Raw genomic sequence first — 24,494 nt, 5'->3', positions numbered from 1 at the left:
GCCGACCAGCCTCGCCGATCGACCCGCAGGGGGAGCGATGACCACCGAACAGTCCCGGCGCGACGAGCTGCTGGAGCGCTACCTGGCCGCGGCCTCATTGCCGGACCCGGACTCGGCCCCGGCGGTCCGAGCTGATCGCAGCCGGCCACTGCCGCTTTCCCCGGCACAGCAGCGGGTCTGGGTGCTGGACCGGCTCCGTCCCGGCGGCACCGAGTACGTGGTGACCGCGGCGTGGCGGCTGCGCGGCCCCCTCGACGTCGAGCGGCTGCGGACGTGCTGGCAGACGATCGTGGAGCGCCACGAAATCCTGCGCACCACCTACGTCGACCGCGACGGTGTGCCGGAACAAGTCGTGGGGGAACCCGGGGTCGATCTGACCGTGCAGGACGTCCCGGCGGAGGACGTCGAGGCGGTCACCCGGGAAACGGCCTCGGTGCCGTTCGACCTGGCTCGGGACCGGCCGTTGCGGGTTCGGGTGCTCCGGCAGTCCGCGACTGAGCACGTTCTGCTGCTCGTCGTGCACCACATCGCGTACGACGGGTGGTCGACGTCCGTCGTCGCGCGGGAACTCGAGACGCTGTACCGCGGGGAGACTTTGCCGCAGCTGCCGGTCCAGTATGCCGATTTCGCTTCCTGGCAACGGGAGCAGGCGGCCAGTGAGCGAGTGACGGAGCAGGTCGAGTTCTGGCGTCGACGGCTCGACGGGATTGCGCCGCTGACTCTTCCGACGGATCGCCCGCGCCCGCCGGTGCACGATCCGCGCGGGGCTATCCTGCGATTCACCGTGGACGCCGAACTCGGGGCTGCCGTCACCGCGCTCGGCCGGGCGCATCGGGCGACCACTTTTATGGTGCTGCTGGCCGCGTATCAGATTCTGCTGAGCCGGTATTCGGGACAGGCAGATGTCACTGTCGGCACGCCGGTCGCCGGGCGTACGCGGGCCGAGGCGCAGGATTTGATCGGACTGTTCCTGAATACCATGGTGCTGCGGGCCACTGTGGACGGTTCGGTGTCGTTCGCGGATTTCCTCGACGGCGTTCGTCAAGACACGCTCGATGCGTATTCCCATCAGGACGCGCCGTTTGAGCGGCTCGCCGACGAGCTGGTGCCGGACCGCGATCTGTCCCGCAATCCGCTCTTCCAAGCCATGCTCGTGTTGCAGAACACCGCCGACGCCGGATTCGAAGCGGCCGGACTGCTCGGCGAGCAAGTCCACTCTCCCTGGCACAGCGCGAAATTCGACCTGACGCTGGAAGTGACTGAGCGGCCGGACGGTGCCTTGGACGCCGTGCTGGAGTACCCGGTCGCGCTGTTCGATCGGTCCACTGTGGAGCGGATCGCCGGGCATTTCACCGAATTGCTGCGCGGTATCGTCGCGAATCCTGGTGCGCCGTTGGCGGAACTGCCTTGGCTGAGCGCTGCCGAGAAGGCCGAATTGGGTGGGTGGAACGAAACGGACGTTCCCTTTGCAGCTGGGACGTTGCTGTCGCTCATTGCCGAGGGTGTTGCTGCCGGTGAAGTCGCGGTGGTCGCCGATGGTCGCGAAGTGTCCTATGTGGAGCTGGATGAGCTGTCGAATCAGGCGGCGCATTGGCTTCGGGCGCATGGGGTGGGGCCGGAGTCGGTGGTGGGGGTTCGGCTGGAGCGCGGCGTGGAGATGGTGGTCGCGCTGGTCGGGATTCTCAAGGCCGGGGCGGCGTATTTGCCGCTGGATCCGGATTATCCCGAGGACCGGTTGCGGTTCATGATCGAGGATTCCGGCGCGGAGGTGGTCATTGAGCCGGGCGACCTCACTGCTCTCGACAAACCCCGGCACCCGGTGAATGTCATTGTGCGGCCGGAAAACGCGGCGTACGTGATCTATACCTCGGGGTCCACCGGGAAGCCTAAGGGTGTGGTGATCGAGCATCGCGGGATCGTCAACCGACTGCGGTGGATGCAGGACGAATACGGCCTGACTCCACAAGACCGGGTGCTGCAGAAGACTCCGTTCGGTTTCGACGTGTCGGTCTGGGAGTTCTTCTGGACGCTCTCCGTCGGCGCGACCCTCGTGATGGCTCGGCCGGGTGGTCACCGTGATCCGGCTTATCTCGCCGAGGTCATGGGTGAAGGGATCACGACCGCCCACTTCGTGCCGTCGATGCTGCGGGCGTTCCTGTCCGGACCGGTGCCGTCGCTGCGCCGGGTGCTGTGCAGCGGCGAAGCGCTCCCGGACGACCTGGCGGAACGATTCCACCAGCTGATCGACGCCGAGCTGCATAATCTCTACGGGCCGACCGAGGCTTCGGTCGACGTGACAGCGACGCGATGCCTGCCGGGGGAGCCCGTCACGATCGGCCGCGCGATCGCGAACACCCGGGTCTACGTGGTGGACGCCGAGTTGCGCGAGGTGCCGGTCGGCCTGCCCGGCGAGCTGGTCATCGCCGGGGTGCAGCTGGCGCGCGGGTATCTGAACCGGCCGTCGCTGACCGCCGAGAAGTTCGTCCCGGACCCGTTCGCGCGGCAGCCCGGCGAACGGCTGTACCGCACCGGCGACCTCGCCCGACGGCTGCCTGACGGCCGGATCGAGTACCGGGGACGACTCGACCACCAGGTCAAGATCCACGGCAACCGGATCGAACTCGGCGAGGTCGAGGCGACCCTGCTGACCCATCCCGACCTGCGCGCGGCGGCGGCCGCGGTGCACGACGACCGGCTGGTCGGCTACTTCGTCGCCGAGCCCGGACGCAGTCCCGACCTGGCCGAATTGCGTGCTTATCTGGCGCGCGCGCTGCCGGAACCGATGCTGCCGTCGGTGTGGCTGGCGCTGGACGCGTTGCCGCTGACCGCCAGCGGCAAAATCGATCGCAACGCCTTGCCAGCGCCGGACGGAGCGCGCACGAGCCACGGTTACATCGCGCCGTGTACCCCGGCGGAGGCAGCGGTAGCTCGCGCGTTCGCGGCGGCGACTGGCGTCGACCGCGTCGGCGCGGAGGACAGCTTTTTCGCGCTGGGCGGCGATTCTCTGCGGGCGATCCGCGCTGTGGGGCTGCTGAACGCGGAGGGAATCGACGCGAGCGTCGCGGACCTCTTCCGGCGACAGCGAGTGGCCGACTTCGCTGCCGGGCTCGGCGGTCCAGCGGCCGCGATCGAGGTGGTCGAGCCGTTCGCGCAGCTTGCCGCCGGTCAGCGCGAGGCGTTGCCCGCCGACGTGACCGACGCCTATCCGCTGTCGCTCGCACAGGCGGGCATGGTGCACGAGATGCTCGCCGGGGCCGACCGCGGGCTCTACCTGAACCAGCTCGGGTACCCGGTGCACGAGGAGTTCCGCCTAGACGCCTTGCAACAGGCAGCGGACCGGCTCGTCGCGCGGCACGAGATCCTGCGTACCTCGATCGACTTCGCCGCGGTTCCTCCGCTGCAGCGGGTGCATGAGACTGCTGTCCTGGACGTGACCTGCGACGATTTGCGCGCGTTGCCCGCCGAGGAGCAGGCCACGCGGATACGGGAGTACCGGGCGCGCGGGTTCGACCTGCTCAGCCCTTCGCTGCTGCGTCTGCACGTCCACTGGCTCGCCGAGCGCGAATGGCGGCTGTCATTCAGCTACGTACACGCGATTCTCGACGGCTGGAGCCAGAATTCGCTGGTCGCCGAGCTGCTCGAGGACTACCGGACCGGCGCGGCGGAGCCGGTCGCACCGCCGCCGGTCCGGTTCGCGGACACAGTCGCCCGAGAGCGGGCGTCGCTGGAGTCCACTGTGGACCGCGAATTCTGGGCGGGCCGGGTGCGCGCGGCTGAGCGGTTCGCTGTGCCGTCGGGATGGGCGGGCGAGGACGACGGGATTTACCGCACGGTGCGGGTGCCGTTCGACGACCTGACGCCTCGGTTGCGTGCGGTGGCTTCGTCGGCCGGGGTGCCGCTGAAGAGCTTGCTGCTGGCCGCGCATCTCACTGTGCTGCGAACGATTTCCGGGCACGACCGGCCGTTTCATACCGGCGTGGTGACCAACAGCAGGCTCGAGCGCGCGGGCGGCGATCAGGTTCGCGGGATGTTCCTGAACACCGTGCCGTTCGCGGTGCCGGCGGACGCGCGCGACTGGCCGGAGCTGGCTCGCGCGGTCTTCGCGGAAGAGACCGCGATGTGGTCGCACCGGCACTTCCCGCTGCCCGCGATGCAGGCCGCGTGGGGCGGGCAGGTGCCGCTGGTCGACGTTTTCTTCAACCACACGGACATGCACGTCCTCACGGAAGCGCAGGTCGATCTGGCCGAGGTCGCCGACAGCACGCCCAACGAGTTCGGCCTGTCCGTCTCGACCGTGCCCGGTGCGTTTGTGCTGGAGGCATTCACTTTCCGGGTCGCCGTTGCGCATCTGGAGTTTCTCGCTCGGCTTTATCGGCATGTGCTGGAACGGATCGTTGCTGCGCCGACCTCCGAGCCACGCCGGTCTGGGCTGCCTGCGGCGGATCGGGCTGCGCTGCTGCGGAATCCATCGCGGACCGAGCCCGCTGGTCGGATGCTGCCGGAGCTGTTCGAGGCCACCGCGGTGGCGCACCCGGATGCTTTGGCGCTGCGGTGCGGCGACGTGACGCTCACTTATCAAGAATTGTCGGTGCGGGTCGCTAAGCTTGCGCGGTATCTGAAGGAACAAGGAGTTCGGCGCGGAGCGCTGGTCGGGGTGCTGCTCGACCGGGGTCCGGACCTGCTCGTCGCGTTGCTCGCCGTGCACCGGGCGGGAGGCGCGTACCTGCCGGTCGATCCGCGCTATCCGGCGAAGCGGGTTGGTTACGTACTGGCCGATTCAGGAGTGGAGGTGGTGCTCAGCGAAGAGTCGCTGACGGGGTTGCTGGAAGGGACCGGCTGTTCGGTAGTGCTGCTCGACCGCGACGCGGCGGCGATCGCGGCGTGCCCGGCGTGCCCGGCGGATGTTCCCGCGCCACGGCCCGAGGGCAGCGAACTCGCCTACGTCATCTACACGTCCGGCTCCACCGGGCAGCCCAAGGGCGTCCAGATCGGGCACGGCGCGCTGGCGAACTTCCTGCTGTCGATGCGGGAACGGCCCGGTCTCGCGCCGGGTGCGTCGGTGCTCGCGTTGACCACGGTTTCGTTCGACATCTCGGCGCTGGAGCTGTACCTGCCGCTGCTGGTCGGCGGGCAGGTGATCGTCGCGACCGCCGAGGAGTGCATCGATCCGCAGCGGCAGGCCGCGTTGATCGAGCGGACCGCGCCGTCGGTCGTGCAGGCGACGCCGTCGGGCTTGCGGCTGCTGGTCGATGCGGGCTGGACTCCGCCTGCTGAGCTGACCGTGTTCGCCGGCGGCGAGAAGCTGCCGGACGACCTGGCACGACGGCTCACCGCGGGCGGGGCGCGGCTGTGGGATCTCTACGGCCCGACCGAAACGACGATCTGGTCCACCGTCGCCGAACTGGACGGGGACAGCGTCGTCTCGTGGGAACCCGTCGCGAACACGGACGTCTACCTGCTCGGCGACGACCTCGAACCGGTGCCGCTCGGAGTGGTCGGCGAAGTGTGGATCGGCGGCGACGGCCTGGCCCGCGGCTACGCCGGTCGCCCCGGCCTGACCGCGGAACGGTTCGCACCGGATCCGCACGGACTCCACCCGGGCGGACGGCTCTACCGCACCGGCGACCTAGCGCGTCGACGGCCGGACGGATCGGTGGAGATCCTCGGCCGCGCCGACGACCAGGTAAAGGTCCGCGGCCACCGAGTCGAACCGGGCGAGGTCGAGGCCGTGCTGCGGGCCGACCCGCGGATCCGCGATGCCGCCGTGCAGCCGACCCCCTCCGCCGATGGCTGGGAACTGACCGCCTACGTCGTAGCTGAGGTCGCACTGTCCATTGCGGACGTCCGAAAAGGACTCTCCGGCGTGCTGCCGGATTACCTGGTGCCCAGCGGCTTCGTACTGCTGCCGGAACTACCGCGCACTCCGGCCGGGAAACTGGACCGAGCCGCATTGCCCGCTCCGGAACCGGCGGTGCGCGAACGCCCGCACGTCGCTCCGCGCGGACCGGTGGAGGAGCTGGTCGCCGGTGTGTGGTCGGAGGTGCTAGGCACGGACGGGATCGGCGTGCAGGACGATTTCTTCGACCTGGGCGGACATTCCGTGGCCGCAACCCGGATCTCAGTCCGGCTGCGCGCGGCCCTGGACGCCGACGTCCCGGTGCGGGCTCTCTTCGACCATCCGACTATCGAATCCCTCGCCGCTGCGGTGGCCGGTTATCCGCGGCTTGCTCAGCAACCGGCTGCTCGGGTGACGATCCGTCCGCGTGCGGCGGTGAGTGAGGACGTATGAACGGGCGGTGCGGGCTCTGGCGGATGGCTGGTTGTCGGCGCTTCGCTCAGCAACCGGCGGCTCGGGCGACGATCCGTCCACGTGCGGCGGTGAGTGAGGACGTATGAGCGAGACATTGCTGGACATGGTGGCCGAGGGTGTCGCTGCCGGTGAAGTCGCGGTGGTCGCCGACGGCCGGGAAGTGTCCTATGTGGAGCTGGATGAGCTGTCGAATCAGGCGGCGCATTGGCTGCGGGCGCGTGGGGTGGGGCCGGAGTCGGTGGTCGGGGTTCGGCTGGAGCGCAGCGTCGAGATGGTGGTCGCGCTAATCGGCATTCTCAAGGCAGGAGCAGCCTATCTGCCCCTGGACCCGGACTATCCCGAGGACCGGCTGCGGTTCATGATCGAGGATTCGGGTGCCGAGATCGTCGTCGAGCCGGGTGATCTCACCGGGCTCGGCGAATCCCGGGAGCCGGTGGAGGTCGTAGTCCGGCCGGAGAACGCGGCGTACGTCATCTACACATCGGGGTCGACCGGCAAGCCCAAGGGCGTGGTGATCGAGCATCGCGGGATCGTCAACCGCCTGCGGTGGATGCAGGACGAATACGGCCTGACGCCCCAAGACCGTGTGCTGCAGAAGACGCCATTCGGTTTCGACGTGTCGGTGTGGGAGTTCTTCTGGACGCTCTCCGTCGGCGCGACGCTCGTCATGGCCCGTCCGGGAGGGCACCGCGATCCGGAGTATCTCGCGGACGTTCTCGTCGCGGAACGGATCACCACAGCACACTTCGTGCCGTCGATGCTGCGCGCGTTCCTGGCCGGATCGGTCCCGGAACTGCCGGTGCGGCGAGTGTTGTGCAGCGGCGAGGCGCTCCCGGACGAGCTGGCGGAGCGGTTCCACCGGCTGGTCGGCGCAGAGCTGCATAATCTCTACGGGCCCACAGAGGCGTCAGTGGACGTCACAGCGACGCGGTGCCTGCCGGGCGAGACGGTCACCATTGGTCACCCGATCGCGAACACTCGCGTCCACCTGCTCGACGGAGAGTTGGCCATCGCGGGGGTGCAACTGGCGCGCGGCTACCTGAACCGTCCGGCGTTGACGGCGGAGAAGTTCGTGCCCAATCCGTTCGCGGAGACCCCGGGGGAGCGGCTGTACCGCACCGGCGACCGCGCGCGGCGGCGGGCGGACGGGGCGTTCGAGTATCTGGGCCGGTTCGACCATCAGGTCAAGATTCACGGCAACCGGATCGAGCTTGGCGAGGTCGAGGCTGCGCTGCATGCGCATCCGATGATTGCTGCTGCAGTGGCTGCGGTGCACGAGGATCGGCTTGTCGCTTATTGCGTTTACCGTGCTGGAACGGCACCGTCGACGTCTGAGTTGCGGGCGCATCTGGCTCGTACTCTGCCGGAGTCGATGCTTCCGGCGGTGTGGACGTCGCTGGCCGCGCTCCCGCTCACGCCGAGCGGCAAGATCGACCGCAACGCGCTGCCTGCGCCGGACGGCACTCGTCCGGCGTTGGCGGTCGTCTATGTCGAGCCCCGGAATGAGACGGAGGCGGCGATTGCCGAGATTTGGGCGGACGTGCTCGGGGTGAGTCCGGTCGGTATCCATGATCCGTTTCTCGAGCTTGGCGGTCGTTCGCTGGCTGCTACCCGGATCTGTGCGCGGGTCTCGCGCAGCACGGGGCGGCGGTTGTCTGTCGCGGATCTGTTCACTGCGCCGACGGTCGCGGAGCTGGCGGAATTGGTCGCGGGGGCACCGTCCATTGCGGAAGTCCATAGTGGACCGAGTGAGATTTCGGCGGCGCAGCAACGGATGTGGTTTTTGGATCAACTGTCCGGGCCGTCCGTGATGTACACTATGTACGAGGCTTACCGGTGCACTGGAGAGCTGGACGTCGAGGCATTGCGGCGCGCGTTGGCGCAAGTGGTCCAGCGACACGAGACCTTGCGGACGACGTTCCGGAGCCGTCGCGGCGAACCGGAGTTGGTGGTGTCCGCTGAGGGCGAGATTCCGTTGACGGTGGTGGACGGTTCGGCGGAGGAGGTCGTCGACGCGGAGCTTCGCCAGCCGTTCGACCTGGCGCGCGGGCCGTTGCTGCGGTGCACGGTGGTCCGCGGCGAGGAAGGACGGTTCACGCTGCTCGCGGTGATCCACCACATCATCGCCGACGACACTTCGATGGAGATCTTCTGGCGCGACCTCGCCGAATGCTACGCAGGGCGGGCGTCCGCGCTGCCGGAGCTGGGCCCGGTTCATGCCGCGCTGGACCAGACGGGTCTCGAATACTGGAAGTCGGCGTTGGCAGGTGCGCCGCCGGCGATCGAACTTCCGGACAGCCTCCCGCGACCGGCTCGGCAAGCGCAGCTGGAAGGCACCGTCGAGTTTTCCGTGCCACAGCACATCATCAGCGCGCTCGAAACCGTGGCCACGGAGGCAGGTGCGACGGGGTTCATGGCGTTGCTCGCCGCGTTCGTCCTCGACTTGCGCCGGGTGACGGGGCGGGACGACCTCGTCGTCGGCACCTTCGCGGGCAACCGGCCGTCGGTCGAGGCGGAAGACGTGATCGGGCTGTTCGTGAACACGCTTGCCTTGCGGGTACGGGTTCCCGGCGATCCGGCGTATCCGGAGGTGCTCGCCGCGGTGCGGGAGGCGGTGGTCGGCGGGTTCCGGCATCAGGACGTGCCGTTCGACCAGGTCGTGGCAGCGCTGCGTCCGCCGCGCGACCTGAGCCGGAATCCGGTGGCGCAGGTGGCGTTCCAGTCGCTCGGCTCGCTCGCGGACCGGCTCCGGCTCGACGGCATCCGCGCCGAGCCGTGGCGGGCCGGACAGGGCGGGAATCCGTTCGACGTGCTGGTGACGGTCCGCGAGCATCCCGACGGCTTGGCCGGGACGCTGCATTACGACCGGGCGCTGTTCACCGACGACGCGGCGAAGACGATGGCCGACCGGTTCGTCCAGGTCGTGCACACAGTCGCGGCGGCCCCGGGCACGCGCGGTTCGGAGCTGCCGGGATGAGCGGATCTCCTACACTGGACGGGTGGACGGCGAGGCGGCGTACCGGCCGCAGCTCGGCGAACGCGAGCTGCGGGTGCTGCGGCTCGTCGCCGAGGGGTACAGCAACAGCGAGATCGCGGCCGAGCTCGGCTGGTCGGAACACACAGTGAAGAACGCGCTGTACGACCTGATGGCCCGGCTGGGAGTACGAAACCGCGCCCACGCGGCGGCTTACGCGGTGCGGAACGGGCTGATTTAGGACCGCGCTGGGACGACTCGGCGCGGCGCGGGCGGGGCGGGCTTGCCTGGCAGGGGACGAGGGGATTGGCTCGTCCGAGCCGCTGAGCCGCTGAGCCGCTGAGCCGCTGAGCCGCTGAGCCGCTGAGCCGCTGAGCCGCTGAGCCGCTGAGCCGCTGAGCCGCTGAGCCGCTGAGCCGCTGAGCCGCTGAGCCGCTGAGCCGCTGAGCCGCTGAGCCGCTGAGCCGCTGAGCCGCTGAGCCGCTGAGCCGCTGAGCCGCTGAGCCGCTGAGCCGCTGAGCCGCCGAGCAAGCAACTGGCGGCGGGCAGCGGAAAACCAGGCGGCCAGCCACCACCAAGCACCAGCGCCGCCCCCAGCACAACCCCTAAATCAGCCCCTCCCGCAACGCGAACGCCACCGCATGCGCCCGGTTTCGCAGCCGCAGGCGGTGGGTGATGTCGTGCACGATCGTCGTCACCGTGCGTGCTGAATAGGCCAGCGCGGAAGCGATCTCGGCAGTCTCGTGCCCATCCGCCACCATCCGCAGGACATCGCGTTCCCGCGCGTCCAAAGTCGGCGCGGCAGGTACCGCCTGCCGGGCATCGAACAGGTCGCTCAGCAAATCCGGCGGCATCGTCCCGTGGCCGGTCGCCGCCGCGCGTACCGCGGAGACCAGCGTTTGTTCGCAAGCCTGTTCCCGCCGCAGGACCCCGCAAGCGCCCGCCTCGATCGCGCGCGCCGCGCGGGGCGCGTCGACTTTGCCGGTCACCAGCAGGACGGTCGCGTTGTGTTCCTTGGCCGTCCGGATCGCCTCGACGGCCGCGTCGTCGACCTCATCGACCGCCAGCACCGCGACCCCGCCGTCGGCGTCGGTGAATTCGCCGCGGCCGTACAGCGCGCTTTCCAAGCCGGCGCGCAGGAACGGGTCGGCGGCGAGCACGCGCACCGCGACGGTTCGTTCGAGGGTGGTCATTTTCCGCTTTCCTCTCGGCTCGCCGCCACCGCGACGGGTTCTTCCAGCAGGTCCGGCAGGTCCTCGACCCGCCGCAGCGAGGGGCGTGCGGCCAGGCAGCCCAGCACGACCAGCAGCAGTCCGGCGAGCAGGAACATCAGCGCCATCCCGCGGCCGGGGCCGGTGCCGATCAGGTGGCCGACCGAGCCCGCCAGTGCTCCGTCCGGGCGCATGAGCGGTTCGAACACGTCGTCGGCGAGCGGGCCGGCGACGAGGTACGCGACCGGGCTCGCGGCCTGCGACACCGCCCGCGAGGTCGCCATGACCTTGCCGAGGTTCGCCGGGTCGACCTTGCTCTGCAGCACGGTCTGCGCGGTGCCGGTGATCACCGGCAGGGTGAACAGGAAGAACGGCCCGATCGCGATCACCAGCGCCAGCGACGGCGCCAGCGCGTGGACGGCCAGCGCGATCCCGCCGAACGCCATGAACGCGGCGATCCCGCGCATCCGCTTCTTCGGGCCGCCCCAGACGCCCATCACCAGGCTTCCGGCGAACAGCCCGCAGCCGCCCGCGAACACCTGGAAACCGAGTCCGGCGGGGCTGGCGAAGGACAGCACCAGCGGCCGCACGAGCGTCCCGGCGATGCCGAAGCAGAAGTAGAACCCGGCCAGCACGCCGAGCAGGCCGGTCAGCCCGGGACGGCGGCGCAGTTCCTCCCAGCCCGCCGGGACCTGCCGCCAGATCGACGGTCCGCCCGGCTCAGGGGCGGCGGTGCGCACGGCGGCCCCGGGCAGCGGGACCAGTGCGACGACCAGCAGCGACGCGGCGAACGTCACGAGGTCGATCAGCACCACCCCGCGCAAGCCGGTGAGCGCCAGCAGCGTCCCGGCGACGACCGGTGCGGCGATCTGCGCGCTGAACACCACCTGGGACAGCCCGTTCGCCCGGCTGAGGTGCTGTTTCGGCACCAGCAGCGGGATCATCGCGCTGAAGGTGACCTGCTGCAAGGTCCCGCACATCGCGGTCAGCGCGGTCACGACGTACACGTGCCAGGTCTGCAGTTGGTCCGCGTCGATCAGCAACGCCAGCGCGCCGACCGAAACGAGCGCGACGCAGTCCGCGGCGACGAGGATCCGGCGGCGGTGCCACCGGTCGGCCAGCGCGCCCGCGAACGGCGCGATCAGCAGCGCCGGGATCGCGCCGGACAGCATGATCAGCGCGAACTGGGTGGCCGAACCGGACCGCTCGTAGGTCCAGACGCCGAGCACGAACCCGGTCAGCGCGGAGCCGACGATCGAGACCAGCTGGGCCGACCAGAGGAGGACGAATCCCCGCGTTCCCATCGTGGTCAACGGTGCTCCTTTCGGGTGACGGCGGGAAGGTGCCCGATCCGGACGTAATGCGCCAGATACCGTTGCAGCAGAACGCGATCCGCGGCCGGGCACACCAGCCCGCCCGCCGCGACCACGACCTCGGTGTGCGAGCAGTCGAAGACCGTCCGCCGGGGCGGCGACGTCCGTTCGACCATCGCCGTGATCGCGCTCAGCGCCGGGTCCGCCGTCTCCGCGGCGGCCGAGGCCAGCGCGGTGTGCCAGTCCTCGAACGGGATCGCCTCGATCGGGTAGCCGAATTCGCGCAATCCCGCGACGACCTCGCCGAACCGCATCGTGCGCTGGTTGTGGAAGTGGAAATCGCAGCCGTACCCGGTGCGCCGCCGCGAAAGGTGGCCGATGGCGGCGGCGACGTGGTCGACCGGGGCCATGTCCTCCTCGATGTCGAAGTCCTCCGCCGGCGCCGAGCCGAGCAGTACCAGGCAGCGCAGCAGGTTCGCGAAGCGGTCGCCGAGCGGGCCGATGCCGGTCCGGCTGTGCCCGGTCACCCGCGCCGGACGGTGGACGCTCACCGGCAGACCGCGTTCACGCGCGGCCCGGGCCAGCCGGTCGGCGGCCCATTTGCTCTGTTCGTAACCGCGGTCCAGCCCGGCGGGGTCGTCAGGCGGGAGGTCTTCGGTGATCACTGCGTCGCGGTCCAGCGGGTAGACGCCCAGCGACGACACCAGATGCACCGGGGTGCCGCCGCGGCAAGCGAGCCGCAGCAATTCGATGGTGCCGAGCACGTTGCCGGGCCGCAATTGCGCATACGGGCGCAGGAAATTCGCTTCGCCGCCGCAATGGAAGATGACGTCGAGGTCCGCGGCGACCGCGTCCAGGTCCGCTGAGGACAAACCCAACTGCGGGGAACCGAGGTCGCCGGGGACCGCGATGATCCGGGGACGGAAACGCTCGTCCCACAGCAGGTGGTCCCGCAGGACCTGCTCGATCCGGGCAGCGCCTTCGTCGGCGTCGGCGGCCCGGACCAGGCAGCGCACCACGACGTCGCTGTGCCGGAGCAGATCCGCGAGCAGGTGCGGGCCCAGGAACCCGGACGCTCCGGTCAGCAGGGCGATCCGCGGGGCCATCGCGCGCTGGATCGCGGCCTCGGCCTGCGCGGGAGTGCGGCGCGCGTCGATGTCGGCGGGCAGCACGGCGTCCGCGAGCACCTCGGCGAGGCGGTCGTCCTCGCGGTAGCCGGGGGCACGGACGGCGTCGGCGAAGGCGGTGAGGGTGCTGGCTTCGAAGAGGGTCCGCACCGGGACCTCGACGTCCAGTTCCGCGCGGACCTTCGCCATCAGCGTCCCGGCCAGCAGGGAATGCCCGCCGCGCAGGAAGAAGTCGTCGTCGCGGCCGATGCGCTCGACGTCCAGCACCGCGGCCCAGATCGCGGCGAGCCGTTGCTCCAGTTCGCCTTCGGGCTCGGTGAACGCGGACGTCGTGGCGTCGGTGGGTTCAGGCAGCGCGCGGTGGTCGACCTTGCCGTGCGCGTTGAGCGGCAACTCCGGGAGCACCGCGAAGGCGTCCGGGACCAGGTAACCGGGCAGCGCGGCGCGGAGCGTGGAGCGGACGGCCAGCGGATCGACGTCTCCGACGAGATAGGCGACCAGCCGGTCCGCGCGGGCGGTGACCAGGACATCTCGGACTCCGGGGTGGCGTCGGCAGGCCGCTTCGACCTCGGCAGGTTCGATGCGGTGGCCGCGGACCTTCAGCTGTCGGTCCACGCGCCCGAGGAATTCCAGCCGTCCTTCGCCGTCGAGACGCGCGAGGTCGCCGGTGCGATACATGCGTGCGCCGGGCACCGGGGAGAACGGGTCCGGAACGAACTTCTCCGCGGTCGCGCCGGGCCGGTCCCGGTAGCCGCGGGCGGGAGCGTCGCCGCCGACGCAGAGTTCGCCGGGGACACCGGGCAGCACCGGACGCAGCCGGTCGTCGACGACGTAGGCGCGGGCGTGGGGGAGCGGATCGCCGATCGGCAGCTGCACCCGGCCGTCGAGTTCGCCGGCGTCGAAGGTGAGGTAGCTGGTCGCGCAAACGGTTGCTTCGGTGGGGCCGTAGTGATTGTGCAGTTCGACGCGGCCGTCGGTGAGCGCTGCCCACGTCTGCACCACAGTGGTCGGGACGGCTTCCCCGCCGACCATCATCGTCCGCAGTGGACAGTCGAACACGGTGTTTTCCGCGACCAGTTCGGCCACCCACTTCTGCCACAGCGCGGACGCGGTGTCGACCATGGTGATCCCGCGGTCGCGGCAGAGCCGGACGAGGCCGGGGCCGGTGAGCGACGCCGGGTCGCGCCAGGGGAGGACGGCCGCGCCGGAGACCAGCGCGGGGAAGATGTCGCCCGCGGCGGCGTCGAAGGTCAGCGGCGGGATCATCAGCACCCGTTCACCGGGCCCGAATCCGTGCAGCTTCCGGAAGGATTCGGCCAGTTCGGCGAGCGCGCCATGGCATACCGCGACCGATTTCGCGGCTCCGGTCGAGCCGGAGGTGTAGATGACGTAGGCGAGGTCGTCCGGTCCCAGCGAGAGTTCCGGCGCGGCACCTTCGGGCAGCCGGTCGGGGTGCAGCATCGGGCCGTCGAACGCGAGGTCGTGGTCGGTGATCAGGGCGGCTGGAGCGGCGTCGGCCAGGAGTTCGGCCAGCCGTGCGGGCGGATGTCCGGGGTCGAGCGGCAGGTACGCGGCACCGGCCAGAAGGACGCCGAGCAAGCCGGTGATCGCGCCCGTGGACAGGGCGAGCGCGACGACGTCTCCGCGCCGGACGCCGGAAGCCTGCAAGGCCGCGGCGATGCGGCGGGCGCGGGAGACCAGTTCGGCGTAGGTCAGGCACTCGTCGTCCTCGACCGCGACGGCGTCCGGGGTCAGCGTGGCTTGGCGGGTGATGCGCGTGGTGACCAGGGTTCCGTCGGAGACCACCGGCGGGGCCGGATGACCGCCGTTGCGCAGCCGGGTCCGGTCCGCGGCGGGCAGGGCGTCCACTGTGGACACTGGCGCGTCCGGGGCGGCGAGCATGGCCCGCAGCAGGTGTTCGTACTGGTCGGCGAACCGGGCGATGGTGGCAGCGTCGAACAGGTCGGTCGCGTAGTCGAGCCGTCCTTCGATGCCGTCGGGAGTGGTCGCGAGCGCGAGGGTCAGGTCGAAGCGCGCGGTGGTCACCGGGAGGTCGAGCCAGTCCGCGCGGATGCCGGGCAGTTCGAGCCCGGCCCCGGCCGAGTTGAGCACGAACATCACCTGGAACACCGGGTTGTGGCTGAGATCGCGGGCCGGCCGCAGGTCTTGCGCCACCCGTTCCCACGGATAGCTCTGGTGCTCCAGCGCGCCGACGCAGGCGTCCTGCACCTGCGCGAGCACCTCGGCGACGGTCGGATCGCCGGTCAGCCGGGTCCGGACGGCGACGGTGTTGGCGAACATCCCGACGCACTGTTCGATCCCCGGCACCGTCTCGTCGCGCATCGGCATGCCGACCACCACGTCGTCCTGACCGGCGTGCCGGGCGAGCAGCAGCACGTACGCGGTCAGCAGAACGGTGTTGACGGTGACGCCGTGCCGGTGGCAGAAGGCCGTGAGGTCGGTGGACAGGCGGAAGGAATGACCGTTGCCGCGGAAGGATTCGGCGGGTGGACGCGGACGGTCGGTCGGCAGTTCCAGCAGCGCCGGGGCGTCGTGGAGTTGTTCGCGCCAGTACTGCTCGCCCGCGTCCAGCGGTTTGGTCGCCTGCCAGGCCGCGTAGTCGCCGTACCGCACCGGCGGCGCAGGCAGGGCCGGAGCGTTCGCCGGGTAGAGCGCGGACAGTTCGCGCAGCAGGATCCCGACGGACGCGGCATCGGCGACGATGTGGTGCAGCGTCAGCACGAACAGGTGCACGTCGTCGGCGAGTGCGACCAGCAGGCCGCGCACCAGCGGTGGGCTGGTCAGGTCGAACGGCCGGGCTCGTTCGGCGGCGAGCACCTGATCCGCGTCGTCCGGCGCCCCGCGGAGGTCCACATAGGACAGTTCCGGTGCGGTTCCGGGCAGCGCCGGGATCTGTACCGGCTCGCCGTCGGCTTCGGCGAACCCGGCTCGCAGCGCCTCGTGCCGGTCGACGACCGCGGCCAGCGCTCGGCGCAGCGCCTCGATGTCGAGCACGCCGGTGAGCCGCCAGGACTGCGAGATCGTGTACACGCCGTCGCTCGCGCCGAGCCGGTCGAGGAACCACAGCTGCCGTTGCGCGGGCAGCAGCGGAACCGGGGCGTCGCCGGTCCGGCGGGGGATCGAGCCGGTCGCGGCGCCGAGGCCGTCGCGCGCGGCCAGCAGCCGGAACAGCCGCTCTCGCTCGTCGTGCGTCATCGATGCGCTCCTGGAGGGGAATCGGCGTGGAGGAGGGCGAGAACCTCGTCGTCGGGCAGCGCGGCGATCCGTTCCCGCAGGAGCGCGATCTCGTCGGTGACCCCGGGTCCGGACTCGGCCGCCCGCAGCGCCGCGGCGAAGGCGGCGATCGTGCGCGCGGCGAACAGCGTCCGCAGGCCGACGCTGGACTGGAAGTGCTCGCGCACCTTCGCCAGCAGCCGCGCGGCGAGCAGCGAATGGCCGCCGAGGTGGAAGAAGTCGTCGTGCACGCCCAGGTCCTCGACGGCGAGCACCTCCCGCCACAGCCCGGCCAATTCCCGTTCGACGGCGTCGCGCGGCGCGACCCGGTCCGTTTCGCGGGATTCCCAGACCGGTTCCGGCAGCGCGGTGCGGTCGGTCTTGCCGTTCTTGGTCAGCGGCAGCGCGGGGAGGAACACGGCGGTCTGCGGCACCAGGTACGCGGGCAGTTGCCCGGAGAGCCGTTCGCGCAGCGGTGCCCATTCAGCGTCGTCGGACACGACGTAGGCGACCAGCCGCACGTCGTCCGGGCCTGCCGGACGGGCCAGCACGACGGCGTCGGAGACCTGCGGATCGGCCCGCAGCCGGGCTTCGATCTCGCCGAGTTCGATGCGCAGGCCGCGGATTTTCACCTGGTGGTCGGTGCGGCCGAGGAACTCGAGCGTTCCGTCGGCGCGCCGCCGCGCGAGGTCGCCGGTCGCGTAGAGGCGGCTTCCGTCGGCGGCGAACGGGTCTGGCACGAACCGTTCCGCGGTCAGGCCGGGACGGCTGCGGTAGCCGCGGCTGATCCCCGCGCCGCCGACGAAAATCTCACCCGCGACGCCGGGCGGGACCGGGTTCAGCCCGCCGTCCAGCACGTGCAGCCGGGTGTTCGGCAGCGGCGGGCCCAACGGCACGACCGGGCTGGCGCTGGTCACCGTGCCCGCCGCGACGATCATCGTGACTTCCGTGGGGCCGTAGAGGTTCCAGACCCGGCCGTCGGACAGCGCGTCGACGAGTTCCCGGTCGAGCGCCTCCCCGCCGCACAGCCGTTCGCGCACGTTCGCGGGCACGCCGCCGGACGCGAGCAGCATCCGCCAGCGCGTCGGCGTGGCCTGGAGGATCGTCGCGCCGCAGTCCGCCAGCCGCCGCGCCAGCGCGACCGGTTCGGCGGAGTCTTCGGTGCTGATCACCGCGACTGTGCCGCCGCGGATCAGCGGGATCAGCAGTTCGCGCACCGACATGTCGAACGCCAGCGTGGTGACCGACGCCCAGACGTCGTCCTCGGTCACGCCGAGCCGGTCGGCGAAGCCGGTGAGCAGGTTGACCACGCCGCGGTGCGGCACGGCGACGCCCTTGGGCCGTCCGGTCGAGCCGGAGGTGTAGATGAGGTACGCCAGGTCGGCCGGGTCGTGCGCCACGTCCGGCGCGGTGTCCGGTTCGGCGTAGTTCAGGTCGACGTCCAACACGGTCTCGAAGCGGGGCAGCCGTCCGGCGTTTTCGCTGTCCACGACGGCGATCCGGACGCCGGCCTCCTCGACGACGTAAGCGTGCCGTTCCAGCGGCCATTCCGGATCGAGCGGGACGTACGCGCCGCCGGCCTTCCAGACCGCCAGCAGTGCGACCACCATCTCGGCGGAACGGCGGACGCAGAGCCCCACCGGGACGTCCGGGCCGACGCCGCGGCGGCGCAGGGCGTGCGCGAGCCGGTTCGCCCGGACGTCCAGTTCGCGGTAGGTCAGCGAACCGGAGATCGCCACCGCTGAACCGCGATCCCGGACGTGCGGCGCGATCAGGTCCAGCGCGGTCGCTGCGGGCAGCGGACGCGTGATGCCGCTGTCGAGGGCCGCGCGGCGTTGTGCGTTGTCCAGCAGGGAGACCGCGCCGATCTGCTGCGCGGGGTCGGCGGTGACGGAGGTGAGGAAGGTGCACAGGTGCTCGGCGAAGCGGGCGATGGTGGCTTTGTCGAACAGGTCGGTGCGGTATTCGAGGTATCCGTGCAGGCAGTCGCCTTCGTCGCGGACGCCGAGCATCAGGTCGAGCTTCGCGGTGCCGGTGTGCGGACCGGCGAAGTCGGTGACGGTCAGCCCGGTCAGCTGCGGAAGCGCGCCGTCGCCGTGCCCGTTGAAGCCGACCTGGTAGATCGGCGAATGCCCGAGGCTGCGTTCCGGACGGACGGCCTCGACCACGCGCTCGAACGGGATTTCGGCACCGCTGAGCGCGTCGACCAACGCGTCGCAAACGTCGAGGAGCAGCTCGGCGAAAGTCGGGTCGTCGGCGGTCGAGATCCGGACCGGGACGGTGTTGACGAAGAAGCCGATCAGCCGTTCGGTGTCGACCTGCGAGCGTTGCCCGACGACGGTGCCGACCACGACGTCGTCCTGGCCGCTGTACCGGGCGAGAAGCGCGTGGTAAGCGGCCAGCACGGTCATGAAAACGGTTGCGCCAGCGTTATCCGCGAGCGTGCGGACGGCCTCGGTGAGCGCGGGCGGGAACTGGAACTCGTGGATGCCGCCTTCGTAGGTGGCGGTGGCGGGCCGGGGACGGTCGGTCGGCAGGGTGATCAGCTCCGGCGTGCCGCGGAGCCGGTCCGCCCACTCCTGCAGCAGCTCGACGCCTTCCGGGCCGTCGAGGTGTTCTCGTTGCCATCGCACGAAATCCGCGTACTGCATCGGCAGCGGCGGCAGGTTCGGCTCCGCGCCGGTCAGCTCGGCGCGGTAGCTCTCCGCCAGTTCGTCGAGCAGCAGGGAGACCGACCAGCCGTCGGCGATCGCGTGGTGCAGGGTGATGACCAGAACGTGCTGGTCCTCGGCCTGGCGCAGGAGCAGGACCCGGGCGAGCGGCCCGGCGGTCAGGTCGAACGGGGTGCGGATCTCCGCCGAGGCCGCCTGTTCGACCGAGTCTTCGCCGACCGCGCGAACCTCGAACGAGAAGCCGTTCTCAGTGACGACCTGCTCCGGAACACCGTCGTTCTCCCGGAAAACCGTCCGCAGCGCGGCGTGCCGCTCCGCGATCGCGGCGAAAGCGCGGCGCAGGGCCTCGACGTCGAGCGGTCCGGAAAGCCGCAGCACGGTGGGCACGTGGTAGACCGGCGAGCCGGGGTCGAGCCGGTCGAGGAACCACAGCCGCTCCTGGCCGGGCGAGCACGGGAAGACGTTCACGGCGCCCCGATTCCGGCCTGGTCGGCCTCGGTCTCGCCCAGTTCGCGGGACAGCCGGTCGTGCTCCACCAGCTCGCGCAGCTGGACCGGCACCTGGTCGCCGAACAGCCGCAGGTACGCGCGCGCCTGGTCCGGATCGGCGCGCAGGAACGGGTAGTCGGTCGGCACCATGTGCCGCACCACCAGCATCGGCACCGGGCTGCGCAGCGGGCGGAACGCGGGATTCCACAGCCCGCCCTTGTCCGGCGGGCCGTTGTGGAACTCGCCGATCATCAGGCCCTCGGCGACGTACTCCGACTTCAGCGCGTGCTGCACGGTGTCGACCACGCCGGAGCGGTCGTCCGGCGGCGCGTCCGGGAACAGCAGCAGGATCGTGGTCAGCTGCGCGCTCGGGTGCCCGCGCGGCGCGAGTTCGAGGAACCAGTCCCGGTAGCGGTGCAGGGTTTCGGTGAGCCGCGGGCCTGCGGCCGGGATGCCCGGTTCGACGGCGAGGTAGAACCGGCCGCGCTCGAGCGACGGCTGCGCGAACGGGCAGACGTTGCCGGCGCGGCCGAGGTCGGGATGCGGGCCGGACAGGTAGCCGCGGCCCCAGTCGAAGATCGCCCGCAGGTGGATCTCGTACCGCAGCAGGCGTTCGGGCAGCGCGAGCGGGTCGAGGTCGTGCCGCTCCACCAGGACGCGGCCGGGATCGGTCGGATGGATGAGCATCAGCTTCGGTCTCCAGGCGAGTGCGGTCCGGCGCCCCGCCCGCGGGCGAGGGCGCCGCCGGTCAAGGCGAGGGCGAGCGCCGCGGCACCGGTGCCCCAGGCCAGCGCGGCGTGCTGGCGCCGGGCGCGGCGCAAGGCGTCGGCGTACGGGATCGTGGTGTGCGAAACCATGGTGTAGAGCGGCATCCAGCGCTTCGGGAAGACGCGGCTGAGCACCAGATCCGCCTTCTTGCGGGCCAGGAACAGCGGCGAGGCGACCCGGGAGCGCAGCTCGTCGAAGTTCTCCTCGGAAAGGTCCGCGAGGACGTCGGTGTGCGGTTTGCGGCGGCGTTCGAAGGTGCGCAGCGCCTCGGCCCAGTCGTCGTCGGCGAGGCATTCGCGCAGCACCGCGCAGTCCTCCAGCGCCGAGTTCATGCCCTGGCCGTAGAAGGGGTACACGGCGTGGGCGGCGTCGCCGATCAGCACCACGCGGCCCTCGTGCTGCCACGGCGAACTCCGGACGGTCACCAGATGTCCGGTCGGATGCGAGAGGAACTGCTCGACGATGTCGGGCACCAGCCGTCGCACGTCGGGGAAGCGGGTGTCGAACAGCGCCCGCACCGATTTCTCGGTGGTGAGCGTGGCGAAGCTCCGCTCGCCGGACAGCGGGAGGAACACGGTCGCGGTGAGTGAACCGTTGACATTGGGGTGGGCGACGATCAGCCCGTCGTCGCCCGGCCAGACGTGCAGCGCGTCCGGACTGCTGCGCACCGCGCCGGACGGGCCCGCGGCGATCGCGAACTCCTTGTAGCCCCAGGGCAGGACGCGCTGCCGGAAGTCGGCGGGCAGGCCGCGCAGCAGCCGGGTGCGCACGGCGGAGAACGCGCCGTCCGCGCCGACGACGAGGTCCGCGGCGGCGTGGTATGGACCACTGTCGCCGGCGAAAGTGCAGACGGGTTCCGCGGTCGCCGATCCGCGGTCGAGATCGGTGAGGGTGACTCCGAAGCGCGCGCGGACGTTCGGGTACTCCAAGGCTTTCGCGAGCAGGATCCGGTTGAGGTCGTCGCGCAGCACCGAGCGCAGGATCTGGTCCTCGTGGCTGCCGTAAGGCTGGAAATCCAGCTCGCCGTCGCGCTGGTGGATCACCCGCCCGCGCATCGGGGCGGCCGCGGCCAGCACCGGGCCGAGCAGCCCGACCTGGTCCAGCGCCCGGATTCCGCGCTGGGAAAGGCCGAGGTTGATCGACCGGCCCGCGCCCGCGCCCGCCGCGCGCGGATCCGGCCTGCGCTCGTGGATCTCCACCTGGTGCCCGAGCTGCGCGAAGTGGATCGCGGCGAGCGAACCGGCCAGCCCGGCCCCGGCCACCAGAACCCGTTTGGCGTTCATTCCGGCCGCCGCCGATCCGCGTGAGGGCAATTGTGCCGTCGCCGTTCGGAGCGCTTTTCCGTTGAGCGGTTATTCGCGACCGGACGCGCAATTCGGCCGATCGGAGCAGCATTGCCCGCACTTCCCCGGGAGTGCTCACCAGTGGTGATCCGGAAGAACTCCGGAGTAATCGCGGGCAACGCGTGTCCGGTCGGCTGCGGAAAGTGTTCGGACCATTTCGGTAACGTTTCGCCGGGGCGGTCCGATCGACCGCCCGGCCTTCGTCCCGGTCGCGGTAAACGCCCAGGTCCGCTGCTGCTCACCGATCCTCCTGCGAGATTCGTCGCCGGCCGGGCGCGCGGCCGAGGTTCTCCCTGTTGGCCGATAGCCCGGGCCGGGGTGCGGGCACTAACCTGTTCCCGCTTGCCCGGCAGATTTACCGGGGTTTGTCCCGGGCTCAAATAAACCGCAAGATATCGGGTGCCAGCATCCGTAGAATTACCGCAATTCGCTGGTCGGGCGAAGGGGGAGAAGCATGGTCGAGAAGGAGTTTGTCGGCCGGGCGGCGGAACTGGCCGCGTGCCTGGACGGCGCGGCCGCGGTGACCGTGGTGGAAGGACGGCCGGGGATCGGGAAAACCCGGCTGCTGGCCGAAGTCGCCCGGCGGGCGCCGGATCCGGTGTGCGCGGTGCCCGGGGGAGCGCCGGAGTTCTCCCGCCGCCTGGCGCACGCGCTCGGCCCGGAATCGCTGGTGGTGGTGGACGACGCACAATGGGCCGACGAAGCGTCGCTGCGGCTGTTGATGTCGCTGGTCGCGAGACCGGGGAACGACCGGCGGCTCGTGCTGTCGGTCCGCGACGGGCAGCGGCAGCCCGCGCTGACCCGGCTGCTGCATTCCGAGCGCGTCCCGGCCAGGTACGTGACGCTGCCCGCGTTCACCGACGCCGAGGTCGCCCGCCTCTTGCCGGGGCACGACGACGTCGAACGGGCGCGGATCGCCGCGGCGGCCGAGCGCATTCCGCTGTACCTGTTGCTGCTGGCCGATTTGCCGCCGCACGAGTGGCCGGGCCACGACGACAGCCCGGCGGCCGAAGACCGGCCGATGCTGCCGGCGGAACGGGTGCTGTTCGCCGAGGTGTCGGCGCTGCCGGAGGCTGAGCGGCTGGTCGTCCAAGCCGCGGCGTGCGGCGGTGCGACCCTAGACGCGGATCTGGTCCAGGCGATGACTGTGCTGCCCCGGGCCGAGGTCGGCCACGCGATCGAACGGCTGCTGTGCCGGGGCGTGCTGGCGGGCGGAGCCGCGGGGCTGCGGTTCCGGCACCCGTTGGTCCGAGCCGCCGCTGCGCGGCTCGCCGGACGCGGCTGGGCGGCGGGCGCGCACCACCGGGCGGCGGCCTACCTGCGCGAACTCGACGCGCCGCTCACCTTGCGCGCGTATCACCTCGAGAAGTCCTTGTACCGCCACGATCTGGTGGCGGTCGGCGAGCTGGCGTCGGCGGGGGAGGAGGTGCTCGGCACCGATCCGGCGGCGTGCGCCCGCTGGCTCGGCGCGGCGGTGGCGAACCTGCCGGAACGGATGCGCGGCGGGCACGAGCACTGCCGTCTGTCCGTCCTGCGGGCCGAAGCGCTGCTGGCGTCCGGGCAACCGGCCGCCGCCCGTGCGTTGCTGGTGGCGTTGCCGGAGTCGGCCCCGGTGCTGGCGCTGCTTTCTCGGTGCGAGCACGCCCTCGGCCGCACTCGTCGCGCGCGGTCGATCGCCGAGGCCGCGATCGCCGCGTCGGGCCAGGCTGACGCGCGAGCCCACCTTGAACTGGCACACCTGGAATTGCTGGACGGCGACGCTGTCGGCGCGCAGCAGCGGCTCCGTCGGACGGCGGCGGATCCGAGCGCGGGGCCCGCGGTGCAGGCCGCGATCGCGGCGCTCGCTGCGATCGGGCTGGCCTGCGCCGGGCGGACCGCCGAGGCCAGGCATGCCCAGCAGACCGCCGCCGACGGGTTCGACCTGCTCGACGACAGCGAACTGCGTTCGGTCCTCTACACCGTGCCCGCGCTGTGCTGGGCCTCGTGCTTCCTCGACGACGACCGGCGCGCGCTCGCTCTGCTAGATCGGGCGTTGCAGCTGAGCACGCCGGGGCTGAGGCAGGGCTTGCCGTTCCTGTACTCGGTGCGCGGTTACGTGCTGTGGAAACTGGGGCGGCTCGCCGAGGCGGCGGAAGCCGCTGCCGAAGCGGAAACCGCGGCGACCCGCTTCGGCCATGACGACGTCGTGCCGATAGCCGCCGCGATCCAGCTGCGGGTGCTGCTCGCGACCGGAGACCGGTCGGCGGCCGAGCAACAATGGCGCACGGTGGAGAAAATGCCGCGGCCGACGGTCGCGTGGTGGCGGCGGACGGTGGAGCACATCCTCGCCGAAGCGGGTCTCGAACTCGGCATGTTCCCCGGCGCGGTCGAGCAGCCGGCGGAGCGGACAGCGAATCCGTTGCTGGTAGCCAGATTGGCGCAGGACTGCCAGGTCGCCCTCGCGGAGGGAGCGGTTGCGGAGGCGCGCCGACGAGCAGCTGAGGCAATGGAACGGGCCGCGGCCACTGGATTGAAGAGCGACCTCGGCCTCGCGTTGCTGGTGCGCGCGACGGTGGCAGCGGCCGAGAACGACCTCGCTGCCGCGTTGACGGACGCTTCCGCAGCGGCCGTCGCGTTCGGCCGGGCGGCGATGGTGCTGCATCGCGGTCGGGCAGTGCTGTTGGTCGCGGAAGTGCTGGGACGACAGGGAAACTTCGACGCCGCGACGCAGCGGATCGGCGAGGCGCGGGAGGTGTTCCAGAGCGCGGGGGCGAGCGCGTTGCTGCGCGAGACGACGAAGGTGCAGCGACGATTGGCCGGGCGGCGAAAACTGGAGTCGCCGCCGGGCGGGCGGGCGCTTTCGCGGCGGGAACGGCAAGTGGCGGAAATGGTGGTGCGCGGGTTGACGACGAAGGAAATCGCGGCCGAGCTGTTCTTGAGCCCGCGCACCGTGGACGCGCATGTGGCGCGGGTGCTGAACAAACTCGACCTGACCACCCGCGCCGGGATCGCCCGCCGATTGATCAGCTGACGCTCGTCGCGGGCCGGGGTGTCCCGGGCCGTGGAACAAGCTGC

General features: G+C 70.9%; 10 protein-coding genes. 4 read left to right on the top strand and 6 right to left on the bottom strand.

All coding sequences use genetic code 11. The annotated features are described in order from the left end of the window. Positions 1-37: 37 nt before the first annotated feature. The 3 genes from FKO37_RS31945 to FKO37_RS31935 all read left to right on the top strand — a co-directional run bounded on the left by FKO37_RS31945 (position 38) and on the right by FKO37_RS31935 (position 9,525). Positions 38-6,289 carry a non-ribosomal peptide synthetase gene (locus tag FKO37_RS31945; protein WP_238606926.1) on the top strand — a complete coding sequence of 2,084 codons (6,252 nt, stop codon included), beginning with the start codon at positions 38-40 and terminating at the stop codon, positions 6,287-6,289. Positions 6,290-6,392: 103 nt separating this feature from the next. Continuing rightward, positions 6,393-9,287 carry an amino acid adenylation domain-containing protein gene (locus FKO37_RS31940; RefSeq protein WP_238606924.1) on the top strand — a complete coding sequence of 965 codons (2,895 nt, stop codon included), beginning with the start codon at positions 6,393-6,395 and terminating at the stop codon, positions 9,285-9,287. 22 nt (positions 9,288-9,309) lie between these two features. Then, the gene (locus FKO37_RS31935) at positions 9,310-9,525 is read left to right on the top strand and encodes a response regulator transcription factor (protein ID WP_009077456.1); all 216 of its coding nucleotides are present in this window, start codon (positions 9,310-9,312) and stop codon (positions 9,523-9,525) included. A gap of 364 nt (positions 9,526-9,889) precedes the next feature. On the opposite strand, the gene FKO37_RS31930 is transcribed toward FKO37_RS31935, so the two are convergent. Genes FKO37_RS31930 through FKO37_RS31905 form a run of 6 tightly spaced genes read right to left on the bottom strand, consistent with a single transcriptional unit; the run spans position 9,890 to position 21,380 of the window. Further along, a complete protein-coding gene (locus FKO37_RS31930; protein WP_238606923.1) occupies positions 9,890-10,477 on the bottom strand; it encodes a response regulator transcription factor in 588 nt (195 codons plus the stop codon). Further along, entirely contained in the window at positions 10,474-11,799 is a 1,326-nt protein-coding gene (locus FKO37_RS31925) for an MFS transporter (protein WP_238608364.1), read from the bottom strand. The genes FKO37_RS31930 and FKO37_RS31925 overlap by 4 nt, the downstream gene beginning before the upstream one ends. A gap of 5 nt (positions 11,800-11,804) precedes the next feature. Then, positions 11,805-16,151, bottom strand: a complete 4,347-nt coding sequence (locus tag FKO37_RS31920) for an amino acid adenylation domain-containing protein (RefSeq protein ID WP_238606921.1) — start codon at positions 16,149-16,151, stop codon at positions 11,805-11,807. Next, on the bottom strand, positions 16,148-19,309 hold the full coding sequence (locus tag FKO37_RS31915; RefSeq protein WP_238606920.1) for an amino acid adenylation domain-containing protein: 3,162 nt from the start codon (positions 19,307-19,309) through the stop codon (positions 16,148-16,150). The genes FKO37_RS31920 and FKO37_RS31915 overlap by 4 nt, the downstream gene beginning before the upstream one ends. After that, positions 19,306-20,016 carry a DUF6875 domain-containing protein gene (locus tag FKO37_RS31910; protein WP_238606919.1) on the bottom strand — a complete coding sequence of 237 codons (711 nt, stop codon included), beginning with the start codon at positions 20,014-20,016 and terminating at the stop codon, positions 19,306-19,308. Before FKO37_RS31910 ends, FKO37_RS31915 begins: the two co-directional genes overlap by 4 nt. Continuing rightward, positions 20,016-21,380: an NAD(P)/FAD-dependent oxidoreductase gene (locus FKO37_RS31905; RefSeq protein ID WP_238606917.1), complete on the bottom strand. Its 1,365-nt coding sequence runs from the start codon at positions 21,378-21,380 to the stop codon at positions 20,016-20,018. The genes FKO37_RS31910 and FKO37_RS31905 overlap by 1 nt, the downstream gene beginning before the upstream one ends. Before the next feature lie 514 nt (positions 21,381-21,894). Between FKO37_RS31905 and FKO37_RS31900 the strand changes: the two genes are divergently transcribed. Beyond that, positions 21,895-24,450 carry a LuxR C-terminal-related transcriptional regulator gene (locus tag FKO37_RS31900; protein WP_238606915.1) on the top strand — a complete coding sequence of 852 codons (2,556 nt, stop codon included), beginning with the start codon at positions 21,895-21,897 and terminating at the stop codon, positions 24,448-24,450. The last annotated feature ends 44 nt before the right edge of the window (positions 24,451-24,494 follow it).

The organism is Amycolatopsis sp. Poz14 (assembly GCF_006704225.1).
GTDB classification, from domain to species: Bacteria; Actinomycetota; Actinomycetes; order Mycobacteriales; family Pseudonocardiaceae; genus Amycolatopsis; species Amycolatopsis nivea.
The sequence above is the reverse complement of the archived record's forward strand: the minus strand, read 5'-3'. Positions and strand labels throughout refer to the sequence as shown.